The following is a 19,553-nucleotide window of genomic DNA, read 5'->3' on the forward strand; positions in this document are numbered from 1 at the left end:
GCTGTTCGCCATTTAAAGAGGTACGTGAGCTGGGTTTAAAACGTCGTGAGACAGTTTGGTCCCTATCTTCCGTGGGCGCTGCAGATTTGAGGAAGCCTGCTCCTAGTACGAGAGGACCGGAGTGGACACACCTCTGGTGTATCGGTTGTCACGCCAGTGGCATTGCCGAGTAGCTAAGTGTGGAAGAGATAACCGCTGAAAGCATCTAAGCGGGAAACTCGTTTCAAGATGAGATCTGCCGGGGCCTTGAGCCCCCTGAAGAGTCGTTCAAGACCAGGACGTTGATAGGCTGGGTGTGGAAGCGCAGTAATGCGTTAAGCTAACCAGTACTAATTGCTCGTGCGGCTTGACCCTATAACTTTGATAGCCAATACGCACCCCATCAAGGGTTCGCGAAAAGCTCAAAGTCTGTTATGCCAAGTTAGACGCAGTCAAAATACACCTGCTGATTCCAAACTCTATGAATTCGCCAGGCAGTTCTCAACAACTGCCCAGCACCAAGTTATGCCTGATGACCATAGCAAGTTGGTACCACTCCTTCCCATCCCGAACAGGACAGTGAAACGACTTTGCGCCGATGATAGTGCGGGTTCCCGTGTGAAAGTAGGTCATCGTCAGGCTCTTACAGCCCCAAACCGCCCTTCTGCTCCTCCCGAGTAGAAGGGCGTTTTGCTTTGGCGGGGCGAAAAGACCAGTTTTTCCACTCTCGAAATCTCCAAAATGCGCGCGTCATCGGCCCCATGAGGACGGCTCACGCCGCTGCGCCGACTTCGCGTTGTCGCGTGTTCCGGGTGTTCCCCAGCCCCCGTGCCGGCGAAGGGCCTTGGGATGCAAGTCTGCTCAGGCCTGCGGAGTCCGGTGAAACCGGTACACCCCACCGGAATCCAGCACGCGCTGCAACTGCCCGTCCCGCCACAGCCAGTGCAGGTGTGCGAGGGCCTCGCCCATGGCGAAGGTCATCTGGTGGGTGTCGAGCTTGCGCCGAAACATCAGGTGCATCGCATCGGCGGCCGACAAGGGGCCCTTTTCCGCCGCCTTCAAAATTTCGCTGAGCCGTTCTTCGTGGTGCTGTTGCAGCTGGTGAATGCGTTCCCGCAAGCCCAGAAACGGTTTGCCATGCGAGGGCAACACCAGCGTTGTCGCCGGCAGCGGCAGATAGCGGAGCAGGGACGTCAAGAAGAGCCGAAGGGGGTTTGACTCGGGCTCGGTGGCGTGGACGCTCACGTTGGTGGAGATGCGCGGCAGCACCATATCGCCGCTGATGAGCACGCCCAGCTCTGCACAGTACAGCGCTATGTGCTCGGGCGCGTGGCCATAGCCGCTGATGCACTGCCAAGCGTGGTCGCCAATCTGCACGGCATCTCCGTCCATGAGGCGGTGGTAACGGGCGGGAATGGCGGGCACCAGCGTGGGGAAATACGAGGCCCGGCCGCGTACATGCTGCAGAAACGCCGGGTCTTGCATCCCGTGCACGGTGTAGAAGTCTGCGCCGGCCTCGCCGCCAAAGCCATCGCGGTCATAAACCGCGGTGCGGGCCACGTGGTAGTCGGTGGCGCTGATCCACAGGCGCACGTTCCAGCGCTCGCACAGCCAATGTGCCAAGCCGATGTGGTCGGGATGCATGTGGGTCACGACCACGCGCAGGATCGGCAGGCCCTCCAGGGCACTGGCAAACACCTGCTCCCATTGCGCGCGTGCGCCAGCGCTGTCGATACAGCAATCCACCACGGTCCAGCCTTCCACCAGCGCTCCGTGGGCGTCCACCTGCCGGTCCCGCAGCAGCCACAAATTGATGTGGTCGAGTGCGAACGGCAGCCCGATCCGGATCCACTTGACGCCCGGCGCCACCGTGAGGGCGGAGCCCGGGGGCGGTAGCGCCTCGCCGTGGGGGTAATCGATCTGGTGTTCTTGGGGGTTCATGGCGGCCGATCGCATGCGGTAGGATTGACGTTAACGTAAACGTCACGAATCCGGTGCATTGTAGGCAGCGATGGCCGCGGGGCTGTCTCTTGTGCGAAAGGGCACCGGGCTCCGCTCCAGCACACCATGGCCACCACCTACACCATCAGCGATCTCGCCAAAGAGTTTGATCTCACCACGCGGGCCATCCGCTTCTACGAAGACATGGGCCTGCTGCAGCCGGCACGCACGGGGCCTGCGGGCCGCAACCGCGTCTACAGCGCCCGTGATCGCACCCGGCTGCGGCTGACCCTGCGGGCCAAGCGCCTGGGCCTGTCGCTGACGGAGGCCAAGGAGATCATCGACCTGTACGACAGCCCCCGCGACACCGGGGTACAGCTGCGCAAGTTCCTGGATGTGCTGGTGGTCCACCGCAAGCAGCTGGAGGAGCAGATGGCCGACCTGCGGGCGAACCTGGAAGAGGTTCAGGAGCACGAGGAAGAGGCCCGCGCCCTGCTGCGCAAGGTGGAATCAGAAAAATGATCCATAATTGACGTTTACGTAAACGTAAATCAAAAACCGTGACGACCCAGCCCTCTTTCGAGCCCCGGTGCGCCCACTACGCTGAGCGTGTGCGGGAGAGCTTTGCCCGCCAGGGCGCCATGCAGACGCTGGCGGCGGAGCTGGCCGTGATCGCTCCAGGGGTGGTCGCCATCGAACTGCCCTGGGCCCCGGGACTGACGCAGCAGCATGGGTTTTTGCATGCCGGCATGGTGGCCGCCGCGCTGGACTCGGCCTGCGGCTACGCGGGCTTCACCCTGATGGCGGAAGACGCGGCCGTGCTCACGGTGGAATTCAAGATCAACCTGCTCGCGCCTGCCCAGGGCGAGCGGTTCCGGATGGAGGGCCGCGTCCTCAAGCCCGGCCGGACCCTCACCGTTTGCGAGGGCCGCGCCTTTGCCCTGAACGGCAGCCGCGAGAAGCTCGTCGCCACCATGGGGTGCACCCTGATGGCGGTTACCGGACGAGACACCGTCCAGGGCTGAGCGCGCGGCTTCCTGTCTTTCGATTACCTGCCACTTCCAAGGAGACACCCCATGAGCCTTTCCTCCAACCTGCCCGGCCTCAACTTCCAGTTGGGCGACGACATTGACGCGCTGCGCGACGCCGTGCGGGATTTTGCGCAGGCCGAAATCGCGCCCCGCGCGGGGGAGATCGACCGCACCGACCAGTTCCCCATGGACGTGTGGCGCAAGATGGGCGACCTGGGCGTGCTGGGCATCACCGTGCCCGAGCAGTACGGCGGTGCCAACATGGGCTACCTGGCCCACATGGTGGCCATGGAGGAGATCTCGCGTGCCAGCGCCTCTGTGGGCCTGTCCTATGGCGCCCACAGCAACCTGTGCGTGAACCAGATCAACCGCAACGGCAGCGATGCGCAAAAGCAGAAGTACCTGCCCAAGCTGATCAGCGGCGAACACGTGGGCGCGCTGGCGATGAGCGAGCCCGGTGCCGGGTCCGACGTCATCAGCATGAAGCTCAAGGCCGAGGACAAGGGCGGCTACTACCTGCTCAACGGCAGCAAGATGTGGATCACCAACGGGCCGGATGCGGACACCCTGGTGGTCTATGCCAAGACGGAACCCGAACTGGGCGCCCGTGGCGTGACGGCCTTCCTGATCGAGAAAGGGATGAAGGGCTTTTCCATCGCGCAGAAGCTCGACAAGCTGGGCATGCGCGGCTCGCACACGGGCGAGCTGGTGTTCCAGGATGTCGAAGTGCCGGCCGAAAACGTGCTCGGCACCGTCAACGGCGGGGCCAAGGTGCTGATGTCGGGGCTGGACTACGAGCGCGCCGTGCTCACAGGCGGGCCGCTGGGCATCATGCAGGCGGTGATGGACAACGTGGTTCCCTACATTCACGACCGCAAGCAGTTCGGCCAGAGCATCGGCGAATTCCAGCTCATCCAGGGCAAGGTGGCCGACATGTACACCGTGCTGCAGGCAGGGCGCTCGTTTGCCTACACGGTGGCCAAGAACCTCGATATGCTGGGCACCGAGCACGTGCGCCAGGTGCGCAAGGACTGCGCCAGCGTCATCCTGTGGTGCGCCGAGAAGGCCACCTGGATGGCTGGCGAGGGCGTGCAGATCTACGGCGGCAACGGCTACATCAACGAATATCCGCTGGGCCGCTTGTGGCGTGATGCGAAACTCTACGAGATCGGCGCCGGCACCAGCGAAATCCGCCGCATGCTGATCGGCCGCGAGCTGTTCGCCGAAACCTGCTGACCGCGTCACCCTTCAACCCTTGACCCGCCAACATCCCATGTCTTCCTCCATCGACGACCTGTTTGTCCACAACCGCGCCTGGGCGGCCCAGATGGAGCGCGAGCGGCCGGGCTTCTTCACGGCCCTGCTGGCGCAGCAAAAGCCCAAGTACATGTGGATTGGCTGTTCCGACAGCCGCGTGCCTGCGAACCAGATCACCGGCCTGGAGCCGGGGGAAGTGTTCGTGCACCGCAATGTGGCCAACGTCGTGGTGCCCACCGACCTCAACTGCCTGTCGACCATCCAGTATGCGGTGGACCAGTTGCGGGTGGAGCACCTCATGGTGGTGGGCCACTACGGCTGCGGCGGCGTGCTGGCCGCGCTGGAGGGCACGCGGGTGGGCCTGGCCGACAACTGGATCCGCCATGTGACCGACGTGCGCGACCGCCACCGCGACCTGATCGCGTCCATTGCGCCCCAGTGGCGCCACGATGTGCTGTGTGAACTCAATGCCATCGAGCAGGTCGTGAACGTGGCGCAGACCACCGTGATGCTGGACGCCTGGGGCCGCGGCCAGAAGGTCACGCTACACGGCTGGTGCTACGGCCTCAAGGACGGCCTCATCAACAACCTGCACATGACGGTGGACAGCACGCAGGGGCTGGAGTCGCTCTACAAGGCCGCCATCGCCGGTGTGGCGGCCGTGCAGCGCCAGTAGGCGGCGTGCCGCAGGTACCCCGCGGTTGAGAGCCCGCCATGTTCCCGCCACGGCTTGACGCGCCCCAGGCCTATGGCATTGCCAAGGCCATGATGGACGGGTTCAACCGCCACTACCGCCTGTTCCGCACGGAGTCGGCGCGGGCCAAGCACCGCTTTGAAACCGCCGACTGGGCCGGCCAGCAGCGCGCGCAGCGCGAGCGCATCGAGTTCTACGACCTGCGCGTGAAAGAGTGCGTGCGCCGGCTGGAGAAGGAGTTTGGCGCGGGCTCGCAGCCCATGGAGGTGTGGCACCAGGTGAAGCTGCACTACATCGGCCTGCTGGTGAACCACTACCAGCCCGAGCTGGCCGAGACCTTCTTCAACTCGGTGACGACCAAGATCCTGCACCGCACGCACTTTCACAACGACTTCATCTTCGTGCGCCCGGCCGTGAGCACGGAGTACATCGAAAACGACGAGCCGGCGGCCCGCCCCACCTACCGCGCCTACTACCCGTCGCGCGACAACCTGGCGCAGACGCTGCGGCAGATGGTCGAGCACTGCGAACTCCAGCGCGAATTCTCCGACCTGGCACGCGACAGCGCCCTGGTGGGGGCGGCCATGCGGACGCGGCTGGACAAGGTGCGGCTGCGGGCCAACTTCCAGATCCAGGTGCTCACCAGCCTGTTCTTCCGCAACAAGGGCGCCTACCTGGTGGGCAAGATCATCAACGGCTTCACCGAGATACCGTTTGCCCTGCCCATCCTGCACGGGCAGGACGGCAAGCTGCTGATCGACGCGGCGCTGTTCGGCGAGGACGACCTGCAGGTGCTGTTCAGCTTTGCCCGGGCCTACTTCATGGTGGACATGGAGATCCCCAGCGCCTACGTGCAGTTCCTGCGCAGCCTCATGCCCCGCAAGCCGCGCGCGGAAATCTACAACGCCCTGGGCCTGGCCAAGCAGGGCAAGACGCTGTTCTACCGCGACTTCCTCTACCACCTCAGGCACTCCACCGACCAGTTCCGCATCGCGCCCGGCATCAAGGGCATGGTGATGCTGGTGTTCGACCTGCCGAGCTTTCCCTTCGTCTTCAAGCTCATCAAGGACTATTTTCCGCTGCAGAAGGAAACCACGCGCGAGCAGATCAAGGCCAAGTACCTGCTGGTCAAGCAGCACGACCGCGTGGGCCGCATGGCCGACACGCTGGAGTACAGCGAGGTGGCGTTTCCCCGCGAGCGCTTTGACGACGCGCTGATTGCCGAGATCGAGAAGTTCGCGCCCAGCCAGCTGGAGATCAGCGACCGGGACGGCGACGGCCAGACCGAAGTGATCATCAAGCACCTGTACATCGAGCGGCGGATGATTCCGCTGAACATCTACCTGCAGGAGGCCTTCGACACCGGCCTGTCGGACCCGCGCGCGCGCCAGCAGATGGAGCACAGCGTCATCGAATACGGCAACGCCATCAAGGACCTGGTGGCGGCCAACATCTTCCCGGGCGACATGCTGTGGAAGAACTTCGGCATCACCCGCAACGGCAAGGTGGTGTTCTACGACTACGACGAGATCGAATACCTCACCGACTGCAACTTCCGCCGCGTGCCCGCGCCACGCAACGAGGAGGAGGAGATGAGCGGAGAGGTCTGGTACAGCGTGGGCCCGCACGACGTGTTTCCCGAAACTTTCGGGCCCTTCCTGCTGGGCAACGATGCGGTACGCGAGGTGTTTCTGCGCCACCACGCCGACCTGCTGGACCCCGGCTTCTGGCAAACGCACAAGGAGCGCATCCAGGCCGGCCACCTGTTTGACGTGTTTCCCTACGACGCCGACCGGCGCTTCGAGCACGCGGCCGCGCCCCATGCCGTGGGCAGCGGGTAGGCGCCCAAGCGCCCTGGCGCCGCCGCCTGTCCGTGCCCGTTTGTTTCTCAACCTTTGTTCCAAGACCTTTTGAGGAGACCTCCCATGTCCACCACCGTTCAAGACCCCGTCGTCATCGTCGGCGCCGCGCGCACGCCCATGGGCTCGCTGCAGGGCGATTTCTCCAGCCTTGCCGCGCACGACCTGGGCGGCGCTGCCATCCGGGCCGCTATCGAACGCGCGGGCGTGTCGCCCGGCGCCGTGGGCGAAGTGCTGTTCGGCAACTGCCTGATGGCGGGCCAGGGCCAGGCGCCCGCACGCCAGGCGGCCTTCAAGGGCGGCCTGCCCAAGGAAGCGGGCGCGGTCACCCTCAGCAAGATGTGCGGCTCCGGCATGAAGGCCGCCATGATGGCGCACGACATGCTCCTGGCCGGCACGCACGACGTGATGGTGGCCGGCGGCATGGAGAGCATGACCAACGCCCCGTACCTGCTGCAGAAAGGGCGCGGCGGCTACCGCCTGGGGCACGACCGCATCTTCGACCACATGATGCTCGACGGCCTGGAAGACGCCTACGAGCCCGGCCGCAGCATGGGCACCTTTGGCGAAGACTGCGCCGCCAAGTACCACTTCACCCGCGAGCAGCAGGATGCCTTTGCCACCGCCAGCGTGCAGCGCGCCAAGGCCGCCACCGAGTCCGGCGCGTTCGCGGCCGAGATCGTGCCCGTCACCGTCAAGACCCGCGCGGGCGAAACCGTGGTGTCGGTGGACGAAGGCCCCGGCAAGGTCAAGCTCGAAAAGATCGCCACCCTCAAGCCCGCGTTCAAGAAGGACGGCACCATCACCGCCGCGTCCAGCTCCAGCATCAACGACGGCGCCGCCGCGCTGGTGCTGATGCGCCAGTCCACGGCGCAGAAGCTTGGCTGCAAGCCGCTGGCCCGCATCGTGAGCCACGCCACCCACGCGCAGGAGCCCGAGTGGTTCGCCACCGCCCCGCTCGGCGCCACGCAAAAGGCGCTGGCCAAGGCCGGCTGGCAGGTGGGCGACGTGCAGCTGTGGGAAATCAACGAGGCCTTCGCCGTGGTGCCCATGGCGCTGATGAAAGAGCTGGACCTGCCGCACGACAAGGTCAACGTGAACGGCGGCGCCTGCGCCCTGGGCCACCCCATCGGCGCCAGCGGCGCGCGCATCATGGTCACGCTGATGTACGCGCTGAAGGCGCGCGGCCTGACCAAGGGCCTGGCGACGCTGTGCATCGGCGGCGGCGAGGCCACGGCCGTGGCGCTGGAACTGTTGTGAGCGGGCGGGGCGCACGGCTGCGCGGCCATGCGCCGTGCCTGCGCTGTTGTGCCCTGTCGCTGAATGCTTCTGTTTTGATAGCTGCTAGCGCTTGCTGGTAAAGCGCTAGAGGCCCATTTGCTTAAAAAATGAACGCTGTACTCATCATCGGCGCGTCCCGCGGCATCGGCCTGGAGCTGGTGCGCCAATACACCGAGGCGGGCCGCCGCGTGATCGCCACCGTGCGCGACGACCCCGGCCGCGAGCGCGTGCTGGCGCTGGGGGCCGAGGTGCTGACGGTGGATGTGGCGAACCCCGCCAGCGTCAGCGGCCTGGCCTGGCAGCTCGACGGCGAGAAGATCGACATCGCCTGGTACGTGGCCGGGGTGATCCGCCGCCCGGATGCACGCACGCCGCCCACGCAGCAGGACTTTGATGCCGTCATGCACACCAACGTGCTGGGCGCCATGCAGACGATTCCGCAAGTGGCGCCGCTGGTGGCGGCGGTGGGCGGCGTGTTTGCATTCATCTCGTCCTCCATGTCCCAGATCGGCAGCGTGCCCAACAGCAACGCCTGGCTGTACCGCACCAGCAAGGCCGCGCTCAACATGGCCGTGGCTGCGGCCCAGCACGACTACCCCGGCGCCACGCTCATCACCATCGACCCCGGCTGGGTGCAGACCGACATGGGCGGTGGCGGTGCCCCGCTGGCGGCGGCCGACAGCGTGCGGGGCCTGCGCAACACCGTGGCGGGCCTCACGCCGGCTGACAAGGGCTGCCTGCTGCACCACGACGGCCGCCGCGCTGCGCACTGGTAGGCCCCTTTTCAACGAACAACGAAACGACTTTCGGAGACACCCCAATGCTGCTGACCCAAGACCAGGAAATGATCCGCGACGCGGTGCGCGACTTTGCCCAGACCGAGCTGTGGCCCCACGCCGCGCGCTGGGACAAGGAACACCACTTCCCCAAGGACGCCCACCAGGGCCTGGCCGCCCTGGGCGCCTACGGCATCTGCGTGCCCGAGGATTTCGGCGGGGCGAACCTGGATTACGTCACGCTCGCGCTGGTGCTGGAAGAGATCGCCGCTGGCGACGGCGGCACCAGCACGGCCATCAGCGTGACCAACTGCCCGGTCAACGCCATCCTCCTGCGTTATGGCAATGCGCAGCAACAGCGCGACTGGCTTACGCCGCTGGCCCGCGGCGAAATGCTGGGGGCGTTCTGCCTGACCGAGCCGCATGTGGGTTCCGACGCCTCTGCCCTGCGCACCACGGCCGTGAAGCAGGGTGACGAATACGTGATCAACGGCGTCAAGCAGTTCATCACCAGCGGCCAAAACGGCCATGTGGCCATCGTCATCGCCGTGACCGACAAGGGCGCAGGCAAGAAGGGCATGAGCGCCTTCCTCGTGCCCACCCACACGCCGGGCTACGTGGTGGCGCGGCTCGAAGACAAGCTCGGTCAGCACAGCAGCGACACGGCGCAGATCAACTTCGACAACTGCCGCATCCCCGCCGAGAACCTGATCGGCGCCGAGGGCGAGGGCTACAAGATCGCCCTGGGCGCGCTCGAAGGCGGGCGCATCGGCATCGCGGCGCAGAGCGTGGGCATGGCGAGGAGTGCGTTTGACTTTGCCGTGCAGTACGCGAAAGAGCGCGAGAGCTTCGGCACCGCCATCTTCAACCACCAGGCCGTGGGCTTTCGCCTGGCCGAGTGCGCCACGCAGATCGAGGCCGCGCGCCAGCTCATCTGGCACGCGGCGGCGCTGCGCGATGCGGGCCGCCCCTGCCTGAAGGAGGCCGCCATGGCCAAGCTGTTTGCCAGCGAAATGGCCGAGCGCGTGTGCAGCGCCGCCATCCAGACCCTGGGCGGCTACGGCGTCGTCAACGACTTCCCGGTGGAGCGCATCTACCGCGACGTGCGCGTGTGCCAGATCTACGAGGGCACCAGCGACGTGCAGAAGATCCTCATCCAGCGCGCGCTGGCGTGAAGCGCTTTTGCTATAGAAAGAATAGCTTCTTGCGCTTGCTGGACAAGCGCTGTGGCCGAAATTGGCTTGATTTTTCCTCGGGGCCGGCAAGGCCGCGCGAGGAGCTAGCAACAGCCCCGGGGCCTGTCAAGCGGCGCTGCGCCGGGCCGCCCGCGGCTGGGCCGGCGGGTTGCGGGGGCTGGCCGCGCGGCCCGCTTGCGGCTGCACCTTGGTGAGGTGGCTGGCCACCATGCCCGCCACGGTGCGCGCCACGGCATTCACATCCAGCGGCTCGTCGAAGATCATTTCAACGGTGGCATAGATCAGCTCCACCACGATGCGACTGACCAGCTGCAGTTCGGCCGCGTCCGCCCCGGGCAGCGCCCGGGAAAGCAGGCGCGCCTGCTCCTGCGTGACGGTGGCGTGCGACGCCAGGCGCACCTCCTGCAACGCCGGCACTGCGCGCAGCGCCCGCATGATCCAGACCCCGCCCACCGTCTGCACCGTGGCTTCGTAGGTGTCGAGGATCAGCCCCTCCACGGCGCGCTCCAGGCTCTCCACGCCCCCCGCCAGCGCGTCCAGCGTGATCCAGCGGTCCACGCGCGCGTTCTGCGTTTGCATCAGGCGCTTGCCCAGCTCGGACAGCAGGGCGTACTTGTTGGGGAAGTAGCGGTACAGCGCGGGCGGCGTCAGCCCGGCGCGCTCGCACACCAGGTTGGTGGACAGCCGCTCGATGCCTACGTCGGCCAGCGTCTGGGCCGTCACCTCCAGGATGCGTTCGTACGTCTCTGCGGCCCGCTGCTGCGCAGGCTGTTTCTTGGTGGCCAGCGAAGGCGGGTGGTGGCGGGTGGCAGGCATCGGGGGGAGCGTCCGGGGATATCAGGGATTGTCCCAGTATCCGTGGTTTACGCAAACAATAGTCATAACTATATACTAGCCATCGCTATCTTGGCGGTTTTGCTTTGGCTCAAGAAAGGAGCGCGCGATGAAGACCACGATCTGCTGGCTGGCCCTGGGGAGCTGCCTTCTGGCGGCCGCCGCCCGCGCGGCCGGGCCCGACGATGCCCAGGGCTTGTGGATGACGGCCGAGCGCGATGCGGTGATCCGCTTTGCCGCCTGCGATGACGCACCGGCCGCGCTGTGCGGAACCGTGGTGTGGGACAAGGATGCCGGCACCCCCGCCAGTACCTGCCATGTGCGCATCGCCCAGCTGGCTCGCTATGCCGGTGATGCGTGGCGCGATGGCTGGGTGTTCGATCCGCGCGACCAGAAGAAATACAAGGGCGCCGTGCGCGCCAAAGGGGACGAGCTGCGCATCCGCGCTTTCGTGGGGGTGGAGGTCCTGGGGCAGACCGAGCAGCTCCAGCGCGTCGCGGCCTTGCCGGCGGCACCGTCGTGTGCGCCGGGCTCCTGACCCGCCCCGCTGCAGCTTTCCACGCCGTCGCGCTTTCTTCCGTCCACCCCCACCCAAGGAGTCTTCCATGAGCCTGATCCGTGTCCCGTCCGCCGCGCTTGCCGTGGCCTTCTGCTCCGGCGTGGCCCTGCCGGCATCCGCGCAGGAAACCGCCAGCTATGCGGTCACCACCGATGTGAAGCTCACCACCGACCAGCGCAGCCGAGGCGTGTCGGACTCGCTGCGGGGCCCGGCGGCCAAGCTCAACGTGCAGCTTGCCCATGAAAGCGGCTGGGTCGCCCTGGCCGAGTTCGCCACCGTGAGCCGCAAGCAATTCCTGGACGGTGCGGGCCTGGGCGTCACGCTGGCCGGCGGCTACCGGTTCGGAGACCCGGACGGCTGGCACTACGGCCTGGGCCTGGCCGCCGAGATGTTCCCGGGTGCCAGGTTTCAGGCACCCCATGGCTTCAACATGGAAACCGGTGAGCCCACCGACTGGCGCAGCACCCGCTACAACAGCGCTTTTGCCGTGGCCGAGATCGGCTACGGCAACCTGGAGGCCCGCGTGATGAACGTGATCTCCAAGACCTACCGCGGCATCAACACCGGCGGGGTCTGCGGCACCATGCTGTCGCTGATGGCGGACCCCACCCCGGCGCTGGAATGCTATGCCCGCGGCGACCACAACTCGCGTGGCAGCTGGCTGTTCGACGTGGGCTACAAGCACCCGCTCAACCCGACCACCACGCTCAACCTGCACGCCGGCTACCAGCGCATCGCCCACTTCAAGGAAGCGAACTTCTCGGACTACGCCATCGGCATCACGCACAAGCGCTGGGGCTTCCATTGGACCGCCGAATGGATGACCACCCGCACCCGCGTGCGCGAGCTGTACATCGCCATGGACGGCGCCCGCCCCCGAGCGACGGACAACAGCCGCGTGGTCCTCTCGGTCTCGCGCAGCTTCTGACAGGACCGGTGGATGCACGAAAAGCAGCTGGTGCTGGCGGTGGACCTGGGTACCTCGGGTTGCAAATGCGCCCTGGTCGCGCTGGACGGCAGCGTGCACGCGTGGGCTTTCCGCCCGGTGCCGCTGCAGGTGCAGGGCGCGCTGGCCGAGCAATCTCCCCAGGCGTGGTGGAACGCCTTCCTCGACAGCGCCGGGGAAATCCTGGGGGCGGACGCTGCGCTGCGCCGCCGTGTGGCGGCCGTGTGCTGCTCCACCCAGACCGAGGGCACCGTGTGCGTGGACCGCGATGGCCAGGCCATCGGCAACGCCCTGACGTGGCTGGACGCCCGTGGCGCAGCCGCCATCGCCCGGCGCGTGCGCGGCAGGGCATTGAATATCGAGGGCTATGCGCCGCTTCGGCTCTGGCGCTGGCTGCGGTTGACCGGCGGGGCGCCCTCGCTGTCCGGGCGCGACTCGGCCGGGCACATGGCCTACCTGCACGACGAGGAGCCTGCGCGGTACGCGCGCACGTACAAGTTCCTCAACGTGCTGGACTACCTGAACCTGCGCCTGTCCGGGCGCTTCTGCGCCACGCAGGACTCCGCCGTCACCTCCTGGATCACCGACAACCGAGACCCTCACCGCGTGCGCTACGACGCGGGCCTCGTCCGCCTGCTGGGCCTGGATGCCGCCAAGCTGCCAGACATCGTGCACTCCACCGACGTGCTGGGCCCGCTGCTGCCGCAGGTCGCGCAGGCGCTGGGGCTCAGCCCGCAGACCGTGGTGGTGGCGGGTGCGGTGGACACCTCGGCCGTGGCCGTGGGCGCGGCAGTGGCCGATTTCGAGACCCACCTGTACCTGGGCACCTCCTCCTGGCTGGGCGCGCACGTGCCCTTCATGAAGACCGATGTGCGCCACAAGATCGCCGCCATCCCCAGCGCCGTCGATGGCCGTTACCTGGCCATGGCGCTGCAGTCCACGGCCGGAGCCAACCTGTCGTTCCTGCGCGACCGCATCCTCTACCACCCGGACGAGCTGGCCAGCGACGAGGAACATCCCGCCGTGTACGAGGTGCTCAACCGCATTGCCGCCCGCGTGCCGCCGGGCGCGCGGGGCCTGATCTACACGCCCTGGCTGCTGGGCGAGCGCACCCCGGTGGACGACCCGCGCCTGCGCGCCGGCCTGCTCAACCTGTCGCTGGAGCACACGCGCGAGGACATCTTCCGTGCCTTCCTGGAGGGCGTGGCGCTCAACACCCGCTGGATGCTGGAACCGTTTGCGCGCCTGCTGGGCCGCGAGGCCGGCGCCATCAACGCCGTGGGCGGCGGCGCCCAGTCGGACGTGTGGTGCCAGATCATGGCCGACGTCACGGGCCAGCCCGTGCGGCAGCTGGAGAACCCCATCCAGACCAACGCCATCGGCGCGGCCTTCATTGCCGGCGTGGGCCTGGGCGTGTGCACCTTTGCCGACCTGGCCCACCTGCGGCGAACCCGCGCCGTGTACGAGCCCAGCCGCGCGCTGCGCCGCCTGTACGGGGACCAGTTCGAGACCTTCAAGGAAGTGCGCACCCGCCTGGCGCCGCTCTACCACCGCATCAACGCCCCGCGGGGCGCCGCCGCATGAAGCACACCCCCGCCACCTTGCCCATCCGCCAGAGCGTCGTCGAGCTGTGCCTGGAGCTGTCGCGCCGCGGCCATTTCTCGGGCACCGGCGGCAACATTGCGCTGCGCGTCGATGCCGGGCACATCGCCGTCACGCCCTCGGCCACCGACTACCTCACCATGGCGGCCGACGACATCTGCGTGCTGCGCCTGGCCGACCTGCAGCAGGTCGCGGGCGCACGCGCCCCGTCGGTGGAAAGCGGCCTGCACGCCAAGGTGCTGCGCGCCCGGCCCGACGTGCAGGCCAGCATCCACACCCACCAGCCCGTGGCCAGCGCCTGCGCGCTGCTGGGGCGGCCGTTGGCCGTGCCGCCGGGGCGCCTGCAGGCCACGCTGGGGCCGTCCATCCCGGTGGTGGGCTATGCGCCTTCGGGCAGCGGCTGGCTGTCGTCCCGGCTGGCGCGCGCGTTGCGCCCGGACACCCATGCCTACCTGATGCGCAACCACGGCGTGCTGTGCTGCGGCTCCTCCGCCGGGGCGGCCGTGCAGGCGGTGGAAGCGCTGGAGGCGCTGTGCCGCCAGCAGCTCTTGCAGGCCCTGTCGGAGCGTGCCCGCCGCGAGCCCGCCCTGCAGGCCGCGCTGCGCCGTGTGGCCGACGCGCTGGCGGCTTGAGCGACCTCCTCCTCCACCTTTTCACCTTCGCACCTCCGCACTTGTTCACCATGAGCAACCTTGCCCCCCTCCACACCGCCGCATCGGCTGCCACCCCGCGCCCTGCCATTTCCGCCTGGCCCGACGTGGACGATCTGTACCGCCGCTTTGCCGAGCTGGTGAAGCAGCCCATGCGCCCCATCCGCGCCGACAAGATGCCGCAGGTGATGCGCTACTTCGACGAGCGCTGCCAAGGCTCCAAACGCTTGTCCGAGCGCGCCAAGGCCGTGATCCCTGGCGGCGTGCAGCACAACCTGGCCTTCAACCATCCGTTCCCGCTTGCCATCACGCAGGCCGATGGCGCGCACATGACCGACGTGGACGGCAACCGCTACATCGACTTTCTGCAGGCCGGTGGCCCCACGCTGCTGGGCTCCAACCACCCGGCCCTGCGCCAGAAGGTGAACGAGGTGCTGGATTCGTGCGGCCCCGTCACCGGCCTGCTGCACGAATACGAGGTCAAGCTGGCCGAGCTGGTGTGCCAGAGCATGCCCGGCGTTGACATGGTGCGCCTGCTGGGCTCAGGCACCGAGGCCGTGATGGGCGCGGTGCGCCTGGCGCGCGCCTACACCGGCAAGAAGCGCATCATCAAGGTGGGCGGCGCCTACCACGGCTGGAGCGACCAGCTGGTCTACGGCATGCGCCTGCCCAAGACCGGCCGCATGGAGGCCGTGGGCATCCCGCGCGGCGCCACGGGCAACACGCAGGAATGCAACCCCAACGACCTGGACGCCCTGCGCAGCCAGCTGCGCTGGAACCGCCTGCGCGGCGGCACTGCGGCAGTGCTGGTGGAACCCCTGGGCCCCGAGAGCGGCACCCGCCCCGTGCACCCCGACTACAACCGCCAGGTGCGGGCGCTGTGCGATGAGTTCGGCGCGCTGCTGATCTTTGATGAAGTGGTCACGGGCTTTCGCATCGGCATGGGCGGCGCGCAGGCCTACTTCGGCGTCAAGCCCGACCTCACCGTGCTGGGCAAGTGCCTCACGGGTGGCTACCCCATGGCCGGCGCCATCGGCGGGCGCCGCGACATCATGATGATGCTGGTGGGCGGCATCGGCACCACCGCCAAGCGCGCCTTCGTGGGCGGCACGCTGTCGGCCAACCCGCTGTCGTGCGTGGCCGGCTACTACGCGCTGCGGGAGGCGCAGCGCACCGACGCGGCCGGCGTGGCCGGGCGCGCCGGCGACCGGCTGCGCCAGGGGCTCGACGGCATCATCAACCGCCTGGGCCTGCCCTACGTGACCTACAACCTGGGTTCCATCGTGCACCTGCAGACCTCGGGCGTGCTGCTGCTGGACACGGGCAGCCTGTGGAAGCTCTTCCGCGCCAAGGACGAGGCCAAGCGCCGCAAGCACATGATGGAAGAGATGGGGGCGGCCTACACCGCCCACGGCCTCATCACCCTGGCCGGCAGCCGCATCTACACCAGCCTGGCCGACACCGATGCGGTGATCGACGATGCGCTGAACCGTTTTGAAGACGTGTTCAAGCTGGTGTGACGCGTGCTGCTTTACCCCATGCACCAACCGTTCGGGCTGTGCTTGTCGAAGCGCTGCGCAAGGCTTCGACTGGCCCAGCCCGAACGGGCATGAATGATCGAACACGGATTCGCAGGAGGCATCACCCCATGAACACCCCAGACCCGCTGCGCCAAGAGTGGACCGCGTTGCGCAACCGCCTGCAGGCCAGGCAACTGTTGCAAGGCGAGGGCGCCAGCCTGTCGCTGCGCATCCCCGGCAGCGGTGCCATGTGGTTCGGCTTGGTCGCGGACGAGCAGCCGCAGCGCGTGCCCCTGCACACGCCGCTGCCGCAGGCCGCGGTGCACCGGCAGGTCTATGCGCGGCGCGCCGACGCAGGCGCGGCGGCCCTGGGCGGCGGGGCGTTCGGCCAGTGCCTGGCGGACTTTGGCGGCACCCTGCCCCAGGTGTTTGACGAGCAGGCGCGCCACCTGGGCCCCATGCACCCAGCGGGCGCCGCAGTGGCCGTGCCTGGGCGCGGCAATGTGGCGCTGGTGGCGGGGCAACCGCTTTGCCTGGGCACCACGGCGCTGCGGCTTGCGCTCAACGCCGAACTGTTTGAAAAATGCGCCAAGGCCTATGTGCTGGCCGTGGCCGGCGGCGGGCGCGTGCGCCCCTTGCCCTGGATCGTGCGGTGGGTGGCCAACCGCCGGCTGGGCAAAGATCAGCAGCGCGCTGCGGCACGCCTCCAGCAGGGCTTGCTGCCCGAGGAAAGCGCGGGCTACTGACCGGCCTCCACCCCCACAACGAAGGGCGACCCCATGAGCATGCACCCCACCGCACCCATTCCTGCCTCTCAGGTGGTCGCCGCGCTGGCCATCGGCACCATCGCCGTGCTCATGGTGGGCGTGCAGCCCATCGTGCTGGGCGAACTGGTGGACGCGCGCCAGGTCAGCCTGGAAGGCGTGGGCATCGTGGCCATGGCCGAGATCATCCTGCTCGGCCTGGGTGTGGTGCTGGGCGACGTGCTGCTGCCCGTGGGCCAGCTGCGCTGGATCACCCTGGCTGCCGCGCTGGCGGCCGGGGGCTTGGACGCGCTGACCGTGCGGGCCACGGGCGATGGCGCCATGACAGCGGTGCGTGCAGCCGCGGGCCTGGCCGAGGGCGTGCTCATCTGGGGCACCACCGGCGTCATCGTGCGCACGGCCCATCCGGCGCGCGTGGGCGGCATCTTCTTCGTGCTGCAGACCCTGGCGCAGGCCCTGCTGGGCCTGGTGCTGGCCCACGCCATCATCCCGCGCTGGGGGTGGCAGGGCAGCTTCGGCATCCTGGGCGTGCTGGCACTGTCGTGCTGCGTGCTGGCCTTCCTGCAGCCGGCGCGCCTGGCGCCGCTCGTGCCGCCCACCGTGTCGGGCTTTCGCTGGTCCGGGCGCACGCTGCAGCCGCTGGCCGTGGCCTTCCTGCAGCTGGCCACGCTGGGCTCCTTCTGGGCTTACCTGGAACCCTTGGGCCAGGCCGCGGGGTTTGATGGGCGCGGCGCCCAGACCCTGATTGCGGCCGTGCTGGCCACCCAGGTGGTGGCCGGCTGCGTGGCCACGTGGGCCGTGCGCCGCCTGCCTGTCGTCCCCACGCTGGTGGCCTGTTCGCTGGCGCTGGCGGCTGTCACCGCCACCGTGTACCAGCTGCCCGCCGGCAGCACGCGCAACTTCGCGCTGGCCTGCCTGCTGTTCGGCTTTGTGTGGCTCTTCATGCTGCCCTTCCATATCGGGCTGGCCTTTCGCGCCGACCCCAGTGGGCGCCTGGCCGGCCTGGTGCCTGCTGCGCAGTTGCTGGGCAGCGCGTTCGGGCCGCTCATGGCGTCGTTCATCGTGCACGGCGACGACGCCAGTGCCGTGCCGCTGCTCAGCGCGGGGTTTGCCCTGGCGGCAGGCGTGCTGGTGCTGGCCGGCCGCGCACCACGCTCTACCGCACGGGCCGCGGCCTTGCCGTGAGCAGCCGGCGGGCCCGCTACCGAAAGTTCCCATGGACCCTGCCGACGACACCGCCCCCCAGGTGCTCCAGCACCTGTTTGACCGCCAGGCGCCCACCGCCTTGGCCCTGCGCAGCTCCACCGCCCGCGAGCGCGCGGCCAAGCTGCGGCGACTGCGCGACGGCCTGCTCAGCCGCCGCGAGGCGCTGTACCAGGCCTTCGCGGCCGACCTGCGCAAGCCGCCGCTGGAGGTGGACCTGACCGAGCTGCTGCCCGTGGTGGACGAAGCGCGCCACGCCATCGCCCACCTGGCGCGCTGGATGCGGCCCCGGCGCGTGGGGCCCACGCTCACCACGCTGGGCACGCGCGCCCGGGTGCTTTGCCAGCCCCGGGGGCGCTGCCTCATCATCGGCCCGTGGAACTACCCGGTGAACACCTTGCTGGGGCCGCTCGTCTCCGCCATCGCGGCGGGCAATGCCGTCATCCTCAAGCCCTCGGAGTTCACGCCCCACGTCAACGCCGTGGTGGCCGAGCTGGTCGCCGCGCTGTTCGACCCCGCCGAGGTCGCGCTGGTGCAGGGCGGCGTGGCCACGGCCCAGCACCTGCTGGCACTGCCGTTCGACCACGTGTTCTTCACCGGTTCGCCCGCGGTAGGCAAGGTGGTGATGGCCGCGGCCGCCCGGCACCTCACGTCGGTCACGCTGGAGCTGGGCGGCAAGTCGCCCGTGGTCGTGGACGCGTCGGCCGACCTGCGCCGCGCGGCCGCGCTGGTGCTGTGGGGCAAGTTCACCAATGCCGGCCAGACCTGCGTGGCGCCCGACCATGTGTACGTGCACCGCAGCGTGTACGCCCGCTTTGTGCAGCTGTGCCGGGAGACCCTGGCCGCGCGCTACGGCAGCACCGACGCGGCCGTGCAGGCCAGCCCCGACCTGGCGCGCATGGTCACGCGCCGCCATGCTGAGCGCCTGGGCGGACTGATCGATGATGCCCTGGCGCGCGGCGCCACGCTACTGGCCGGCGGCCGGCATGACGCCGCACAGCGCTACGTGGCGCCCACGCTGCTGGGCGATGTGCCCGCCGGCGCGCGCATCAGCGGCGAAGAGATCTTCGGCCCCGTGCTGCCCATCGAGACGTATGACGATCTGCAGCAGGTCATCGACCGCATCAACGCCCAGCCCAAGCCGCTGGCGCTGTACCTCTTCAGCCACCACCGGCCTGCGCAGGCGCTGGTCACGGCGCAGACCAGCTCGGGCGGCATCTGCCTCAACCACTGCATGCAGCAGTACGCGCATGGTGGGTTGCCGTTCGGCGGGGTGAACCATTCGGGCATTGGCAACGCGCATGGGCGCTACGGCTTCAAGGCGTTTTCGCACGAGCGCGCCTGTCTGGCCGCGGGGCCGTTCACGGTGGTGCGGCTGTTCTTTGCGCCCTACACCGTGCTGCGGCACCGGCTCAGCACGGTTTTGGTCAAAGCCTTGCGCTGGGTGTGATGGCACGCCAA

At 68.0% G+C, this 19,553-nt stretch carries 18 protein-coding genes and 2 rRNA genes; 18 read left to right on the top strand and 2 right to left on the bottom strand.

Annotation, left to right across the window (positions count from 1 at the left end; translation table 11 throughout):
* Positions 1-354: ribosomal RNA gene (locus tag LWW96_RS03665) — 23S ribosomal RNA — on the top strand; the annotation flags it as partial.
* A 153-nt stretch (positions 355-507) separates the two neighbouring features.
* Positions 508-620: ribosomal RNA gene (rrf, locus tag LWW96_RS03670) — 5S ribosomal RNA — on the top strand.
* Between the two features lie 220 nt (positions 621-840).
* Here the strand turns inward: rrf and LWW96_RS03675 are convergent.
* Positions 841-1,920: an MBL fold metallo-hydrolase gene (locus LWW96_RS03675; RefSeq protein WP_291484316.1), complete on the bottom strand. Its 1,080-nt coding sequence runs from the start codon at positions 1,918-1,920 to the stop codon at positions 841-843.
* A gap of 126 nt (positions 1,921-2,046) precedes the next feature.
* Here LWW96_RS03675 and LWW96_RS03680 point away from each other — a divergent pair, with 126 nt between their 5' ends.
* The 8 genes from LWW96_RS03680 (at position 2,047) to LWW96_RS03715 (ending at position 9,993) form a co-directional block, all read left to right on the top strand.
* Positions 2,047-2,442: a MerR family DNA-binding transcriptional regulator gene (locus LWW96_RS03680; RefSeq protein WP_291484317.1), complete on the top strand. Its 396-nt coding sequence runs from the start codon at positions 2,047-2,049 to the stop codon at positions 2,440-2,442.
* Between the two features lie 38 nt (positions 2,443-2,480).
* The gene (locus tag LWW96_RS03685; RefSeq protein ID WP_291484318.1) at positions 2,481-2,945 is read left to right on the top strand and encodes a PaaI family thioesterase; all 465 of its coding nucleotides are present in this window, start codon (positions 2,481-2,483) and stop codon (positions 2,943-2,945) included.
* Between the two features lie 51 nt (positions 2,946-2,996).
* Complete coding sequence (locus LWW96_RS03690) at positions 2,997-4,187, top strand: isovaleryl-CoA dehydrogenase (RefSeq protein ID WP_291484319.1); 1,191 nt, start codon at positions 2,997-2,999, stop codon at positions 4,185-4,187.
* A gap of 37 nt (positions 4,188-4,224) precedes the next feature.
* Complete coding sequence (can, locus tag LWW96_RS03695; protein WP_291484320.1) at positions 4,225-4,884, top strand: carbonate dehydratase; 660 nt, start codon at positions 4,225-4,227, stop codon at positions 4,882-4,884.
* Between the two features lie 38 nt (positions 4,885-4,922).
* Positions 4,923-6,743 carry a bifunctional isocitrate dehydrogenase kinase/phosphatase gene (aceK, locus tag LWW96_RS03700; protein ID WP_291484321.1) on the top strand — a complete coding sequence of 607 codons (1,821 nt, stop codon included), beginning with the start codon at positions 4,923-4,925 and terminating at the stop codon, positions 6,741-6,743.
* Positions 6,744-6,827: 84 nt separating this feature from the next.
* Positions 6,828-8,021 (top strand): acetyl-CoA C-acyltransferase, encoded by a 1,194-nt coding sequence (locus tag LWW96_RS03705; protein WP_291484322.1) that lies wholly within the window; start codon positions 6,828-6,830, stop codon positions 8,019-8,021.
* Positions 8,022-8,149: 128 nt separating this feature from the next.
* A complete protein-coding gene (locus LWW96_RS03710) occupies positions 8,150-8,818 on the top strand; it encodes an SDR family oxidoreductase (protein ID WP_291484323.1) in 669 nt (222 codons plus the stop codon).
* A gap of 44 nt (positions 8,819-8,862) precedes the next feature.
* Positions 8,863-9,993 (top strand): acyl-CoA dehydrogenase family protein, encoded by a 1,131-nt coding sequence (locus LWW96_RS03715; RefSeq protein WP_291484324.1) that lies wholly within the window; start codon positions 8,863-8,865, stop codon positions 9,991-9,993.
* Between the two features lie 126 nt (positions 9,994-10,119).
* Here LWW96_RS03715 and LWW96_RS03720 read toward each other — a convergent pair whose 3' ends face one another.
* Positions 10,120-10,830, bottom strand: coding sequence for a TetR/AcrR family transcriptional regulator (locus LWW96_RS03720; RefSeq protein WP_291484325.1), 711 nt, complete (start codon positions 10,828-10,830; stop codon positions 10,120-10,122).
* A gap of 127 nt (positions 10,831-10,957) precedes the next feature.
* On the opposite strand from LWW96_RS03720, the gene LWW96_RS03725 reads away from it, so the two are divergent.
* From LWW96_RS03725 to LWW96_RS03760, 8 genes are all read left to right on the top strand, one after another.
* Complete coding sequence (locus LWW96_RS03725) at positions 10,958-11,386, top strand: DUF2147 domain-containing protein (RefSeq protein ID WP_291484326.1); 429 nt, start codon at positions 10,958-10,960, stop codon at positions 11,384-11,386.
* A gap of 67 nt (positions 11,387-11,453) precedes the next feature.
* Entirely contained in the window at positions 11,454-12,335 is an 882-nt protein-coding gene (locus tag LWW96_RS03730; RefSeq protein WP_291484327.1) for a TorF family putative porin, read from the top strand.
* Between the two features lie 12 nt (positions 12,336-12,347).
* A complete protein-coding gene (locus tag LWW96_RS03735) occupies positions 12,348-13,937 on the top strand; it encodes an FGGY-family carbohydrate kinase (RefSeq protein WP_291484328.1) in 1,590 nt (529 codons plus the stop codon).
* Positions 13,934-14,587, top strand: a complete 654-nt coding sequence (locus LWW96_RS03740; RefSeq protein WP_291484329.1) for a class II aldolase/adducin family protein — start codon at positions 13,934-13,936, stop codon at positions 14,585-14,587. The genes LWW96_RS03735 and LWW96_RS03740 overlap by 4 nt, the downstream gene beginning before the upstream one ends.
* 50 nt (positions 14,588-14,637) lie before the next feature.
* The gene (locus LWW96_RS03745) at positions 14,638-16,125 is read left to right on the top strand and encodes an aminotransferase class III-fold pyridoxal phosphate-dependent enzyme (RefSeq protein ID WP_291484330.1); all 1,488 of its coding nucleotides are present in this window, start codon (positions 14,638-14,640) and stop codon (positions 16,123-16,125) included.
* A gap of 128 nt (positions 16,126-16,253) precedes the next feature.
* A complete protein-coding gene (locus tag LWW96_RS03750) occupies positions 16,254-16,871 on the top strand; it encodes a hypothetical protein (protein WP_291484331.1) in 618 nt (205 codons plus the stop codon).
* Between the two features lie 33 nt (positions 16,872-16,904).
* Positions 16,905-18,074: an MFS transporter gene (locus LWW96_RS03755; RefSeq protein WP_291484332.1), complete on the top strand. Its 1,170-nt coding sequence runs from the start codon at positions 16,905-16,907 to the stop codon at positions 18,072-18,074.
* A gap of 31 nt (positions 18,075-18,105) precedes the next feature.
* Entirely contained in the window at positions 18,106-19,542 is a 1,437-nt protein-coding gene (locus tag LWW96_RS03760) for an aldehyde dehydrogenase family protein (RefSeq protein ID WP_291484333.1), read from the top strand.
* The last annotated feature ends 11 nt before the right edge of the window (positions 19,543-19,553 follow it).

Source organism: Acidovorax sp., assembly GCF_021287135.1.
In the GTDB taxonomy this organism is placed as follows: Bacteria; Pseudomonadota; Gammaproteobacteria; order Burkholderiales; family Burkholderiaceae_C; genus Acidovorax.

Bases quoted from the DNA above. Each gene is read 5' to 3' on its own strand.
- LWW96_RS03750 (WP_291484331.1), top strand. From the start codon at position 16,254: ATGAACACCCCAGACCCGCTGCGCCAAGAGTGGACCGCGTTGCGCAAC.
- LWW96_RS03760 (WP_291484333.1), top strand. From the start codon at position 18,106: ATGGACCCTGCCGACGACACCGCCCCCCAGGTGCTCCAGCACCTGTTT.
- LWW96_RS03710 (WP_291484323.1), top strand. From the start codon at position 8,150: ATGAACGCTGTACTCATCATCGGCGCGTCCCGCGGCATCGGCCTGGAG.
- LWW96_RS03690 (WP_291484319.1), top strand. From the start codon at position 2,997: ATGAGCCTTTCCTCCAACCTGCCCGGCCTCAACTTCCAGTTGGGCGAC.
- LWW96_RS03705 (WP_291484322.1), top strand. From the start codon at position 6,828: ATGTCCACCACCGTTCAAGACCCCGTCGTCATCGTCGGCGCCGCGCGC.
- LWW96_RS03675 (WP_291484316.1), bottom strand. From the start codon at position 1,920: ATGAACCCCCAAGAACACCAGATCGATTACCCCCACGGCGAGGCGCTA.
- LWW96_RS03735 (WP_291484328.1), top strand. From the start codon at position 12,348: ATGCACGAAAAGCAGCTGGTGCTGGCGGTGGACCTGGGTACCTCGGGT.
- LWW96_RS03740 (WP_291484329.1), top strand. From the start codon at position 13,934: ATGAAGCACACCCCCGCCACCTTGCCCATCCGCCAGAGCGTCGTCGAG.
- LWW96_RS03680 (WP_291484317.1), top strand. From the start codon at position 2,047: ATGGCCACCACCTACACCATCAGCGATCTCGCCAAAGAGTTTGATCTC.
- LWW96_RS03715 (WP_291484324.1), top strand. From the start codon at position 8,863: ATGCTGCTGACCCAAGACCAGGAAATGATCCGCGACGCGGTGCGCGAC.
- LWW96_RS03725 (WP_291484326.1), top strand. From the start codon at position 10,958: ATGAAGACCACGATCTGCTGGCTGGCCCTGGGGAGCTGCCTTCTGGCG.
- LWW96_RS03745 (WP_291484330.1), top strand. From the start codon at position 14,638: ATGAGCAACCTTGCCCCCCTCCACACCGCCGCATCGGCTGCCACCCCG.
- aceK (WP_291484321.1), top strand. From the start codon at position 4,923: ATGTTCCCGCCACGGCTTGACGCGCCCCAGGCCTATGGCATTGCCAAG.
- LWW96_RS03720 (WP_291484325.1), bottom strand. From the start codon at position 10,830: ATGCCTGCCACCCGCCACCACCCGCCTTCGCTGGCCACCAAGAAACAG.
- LWW96_RS03755 (WP_291484332.1), top strand. From the start codon at position 16,905: ATGAGCATGCACCCCACCGCACCCATTCCTGCCTCTCAGGTGGTCGCC.
- can (WP_291484320.1), top strand. From the start codon at position 4,225: ATGTCTTCCTCCATCGACGACCTGTTTGTCCACAACCGCGCCTGGGCG.
- LWW96_RS03730 (WP_291484327.1), top strand. From the start codon at position 11,454: ATGAGCCTGATCCGTGTCCCGTCCGCCGCGCTTGCCGTGGCCTTCTGC.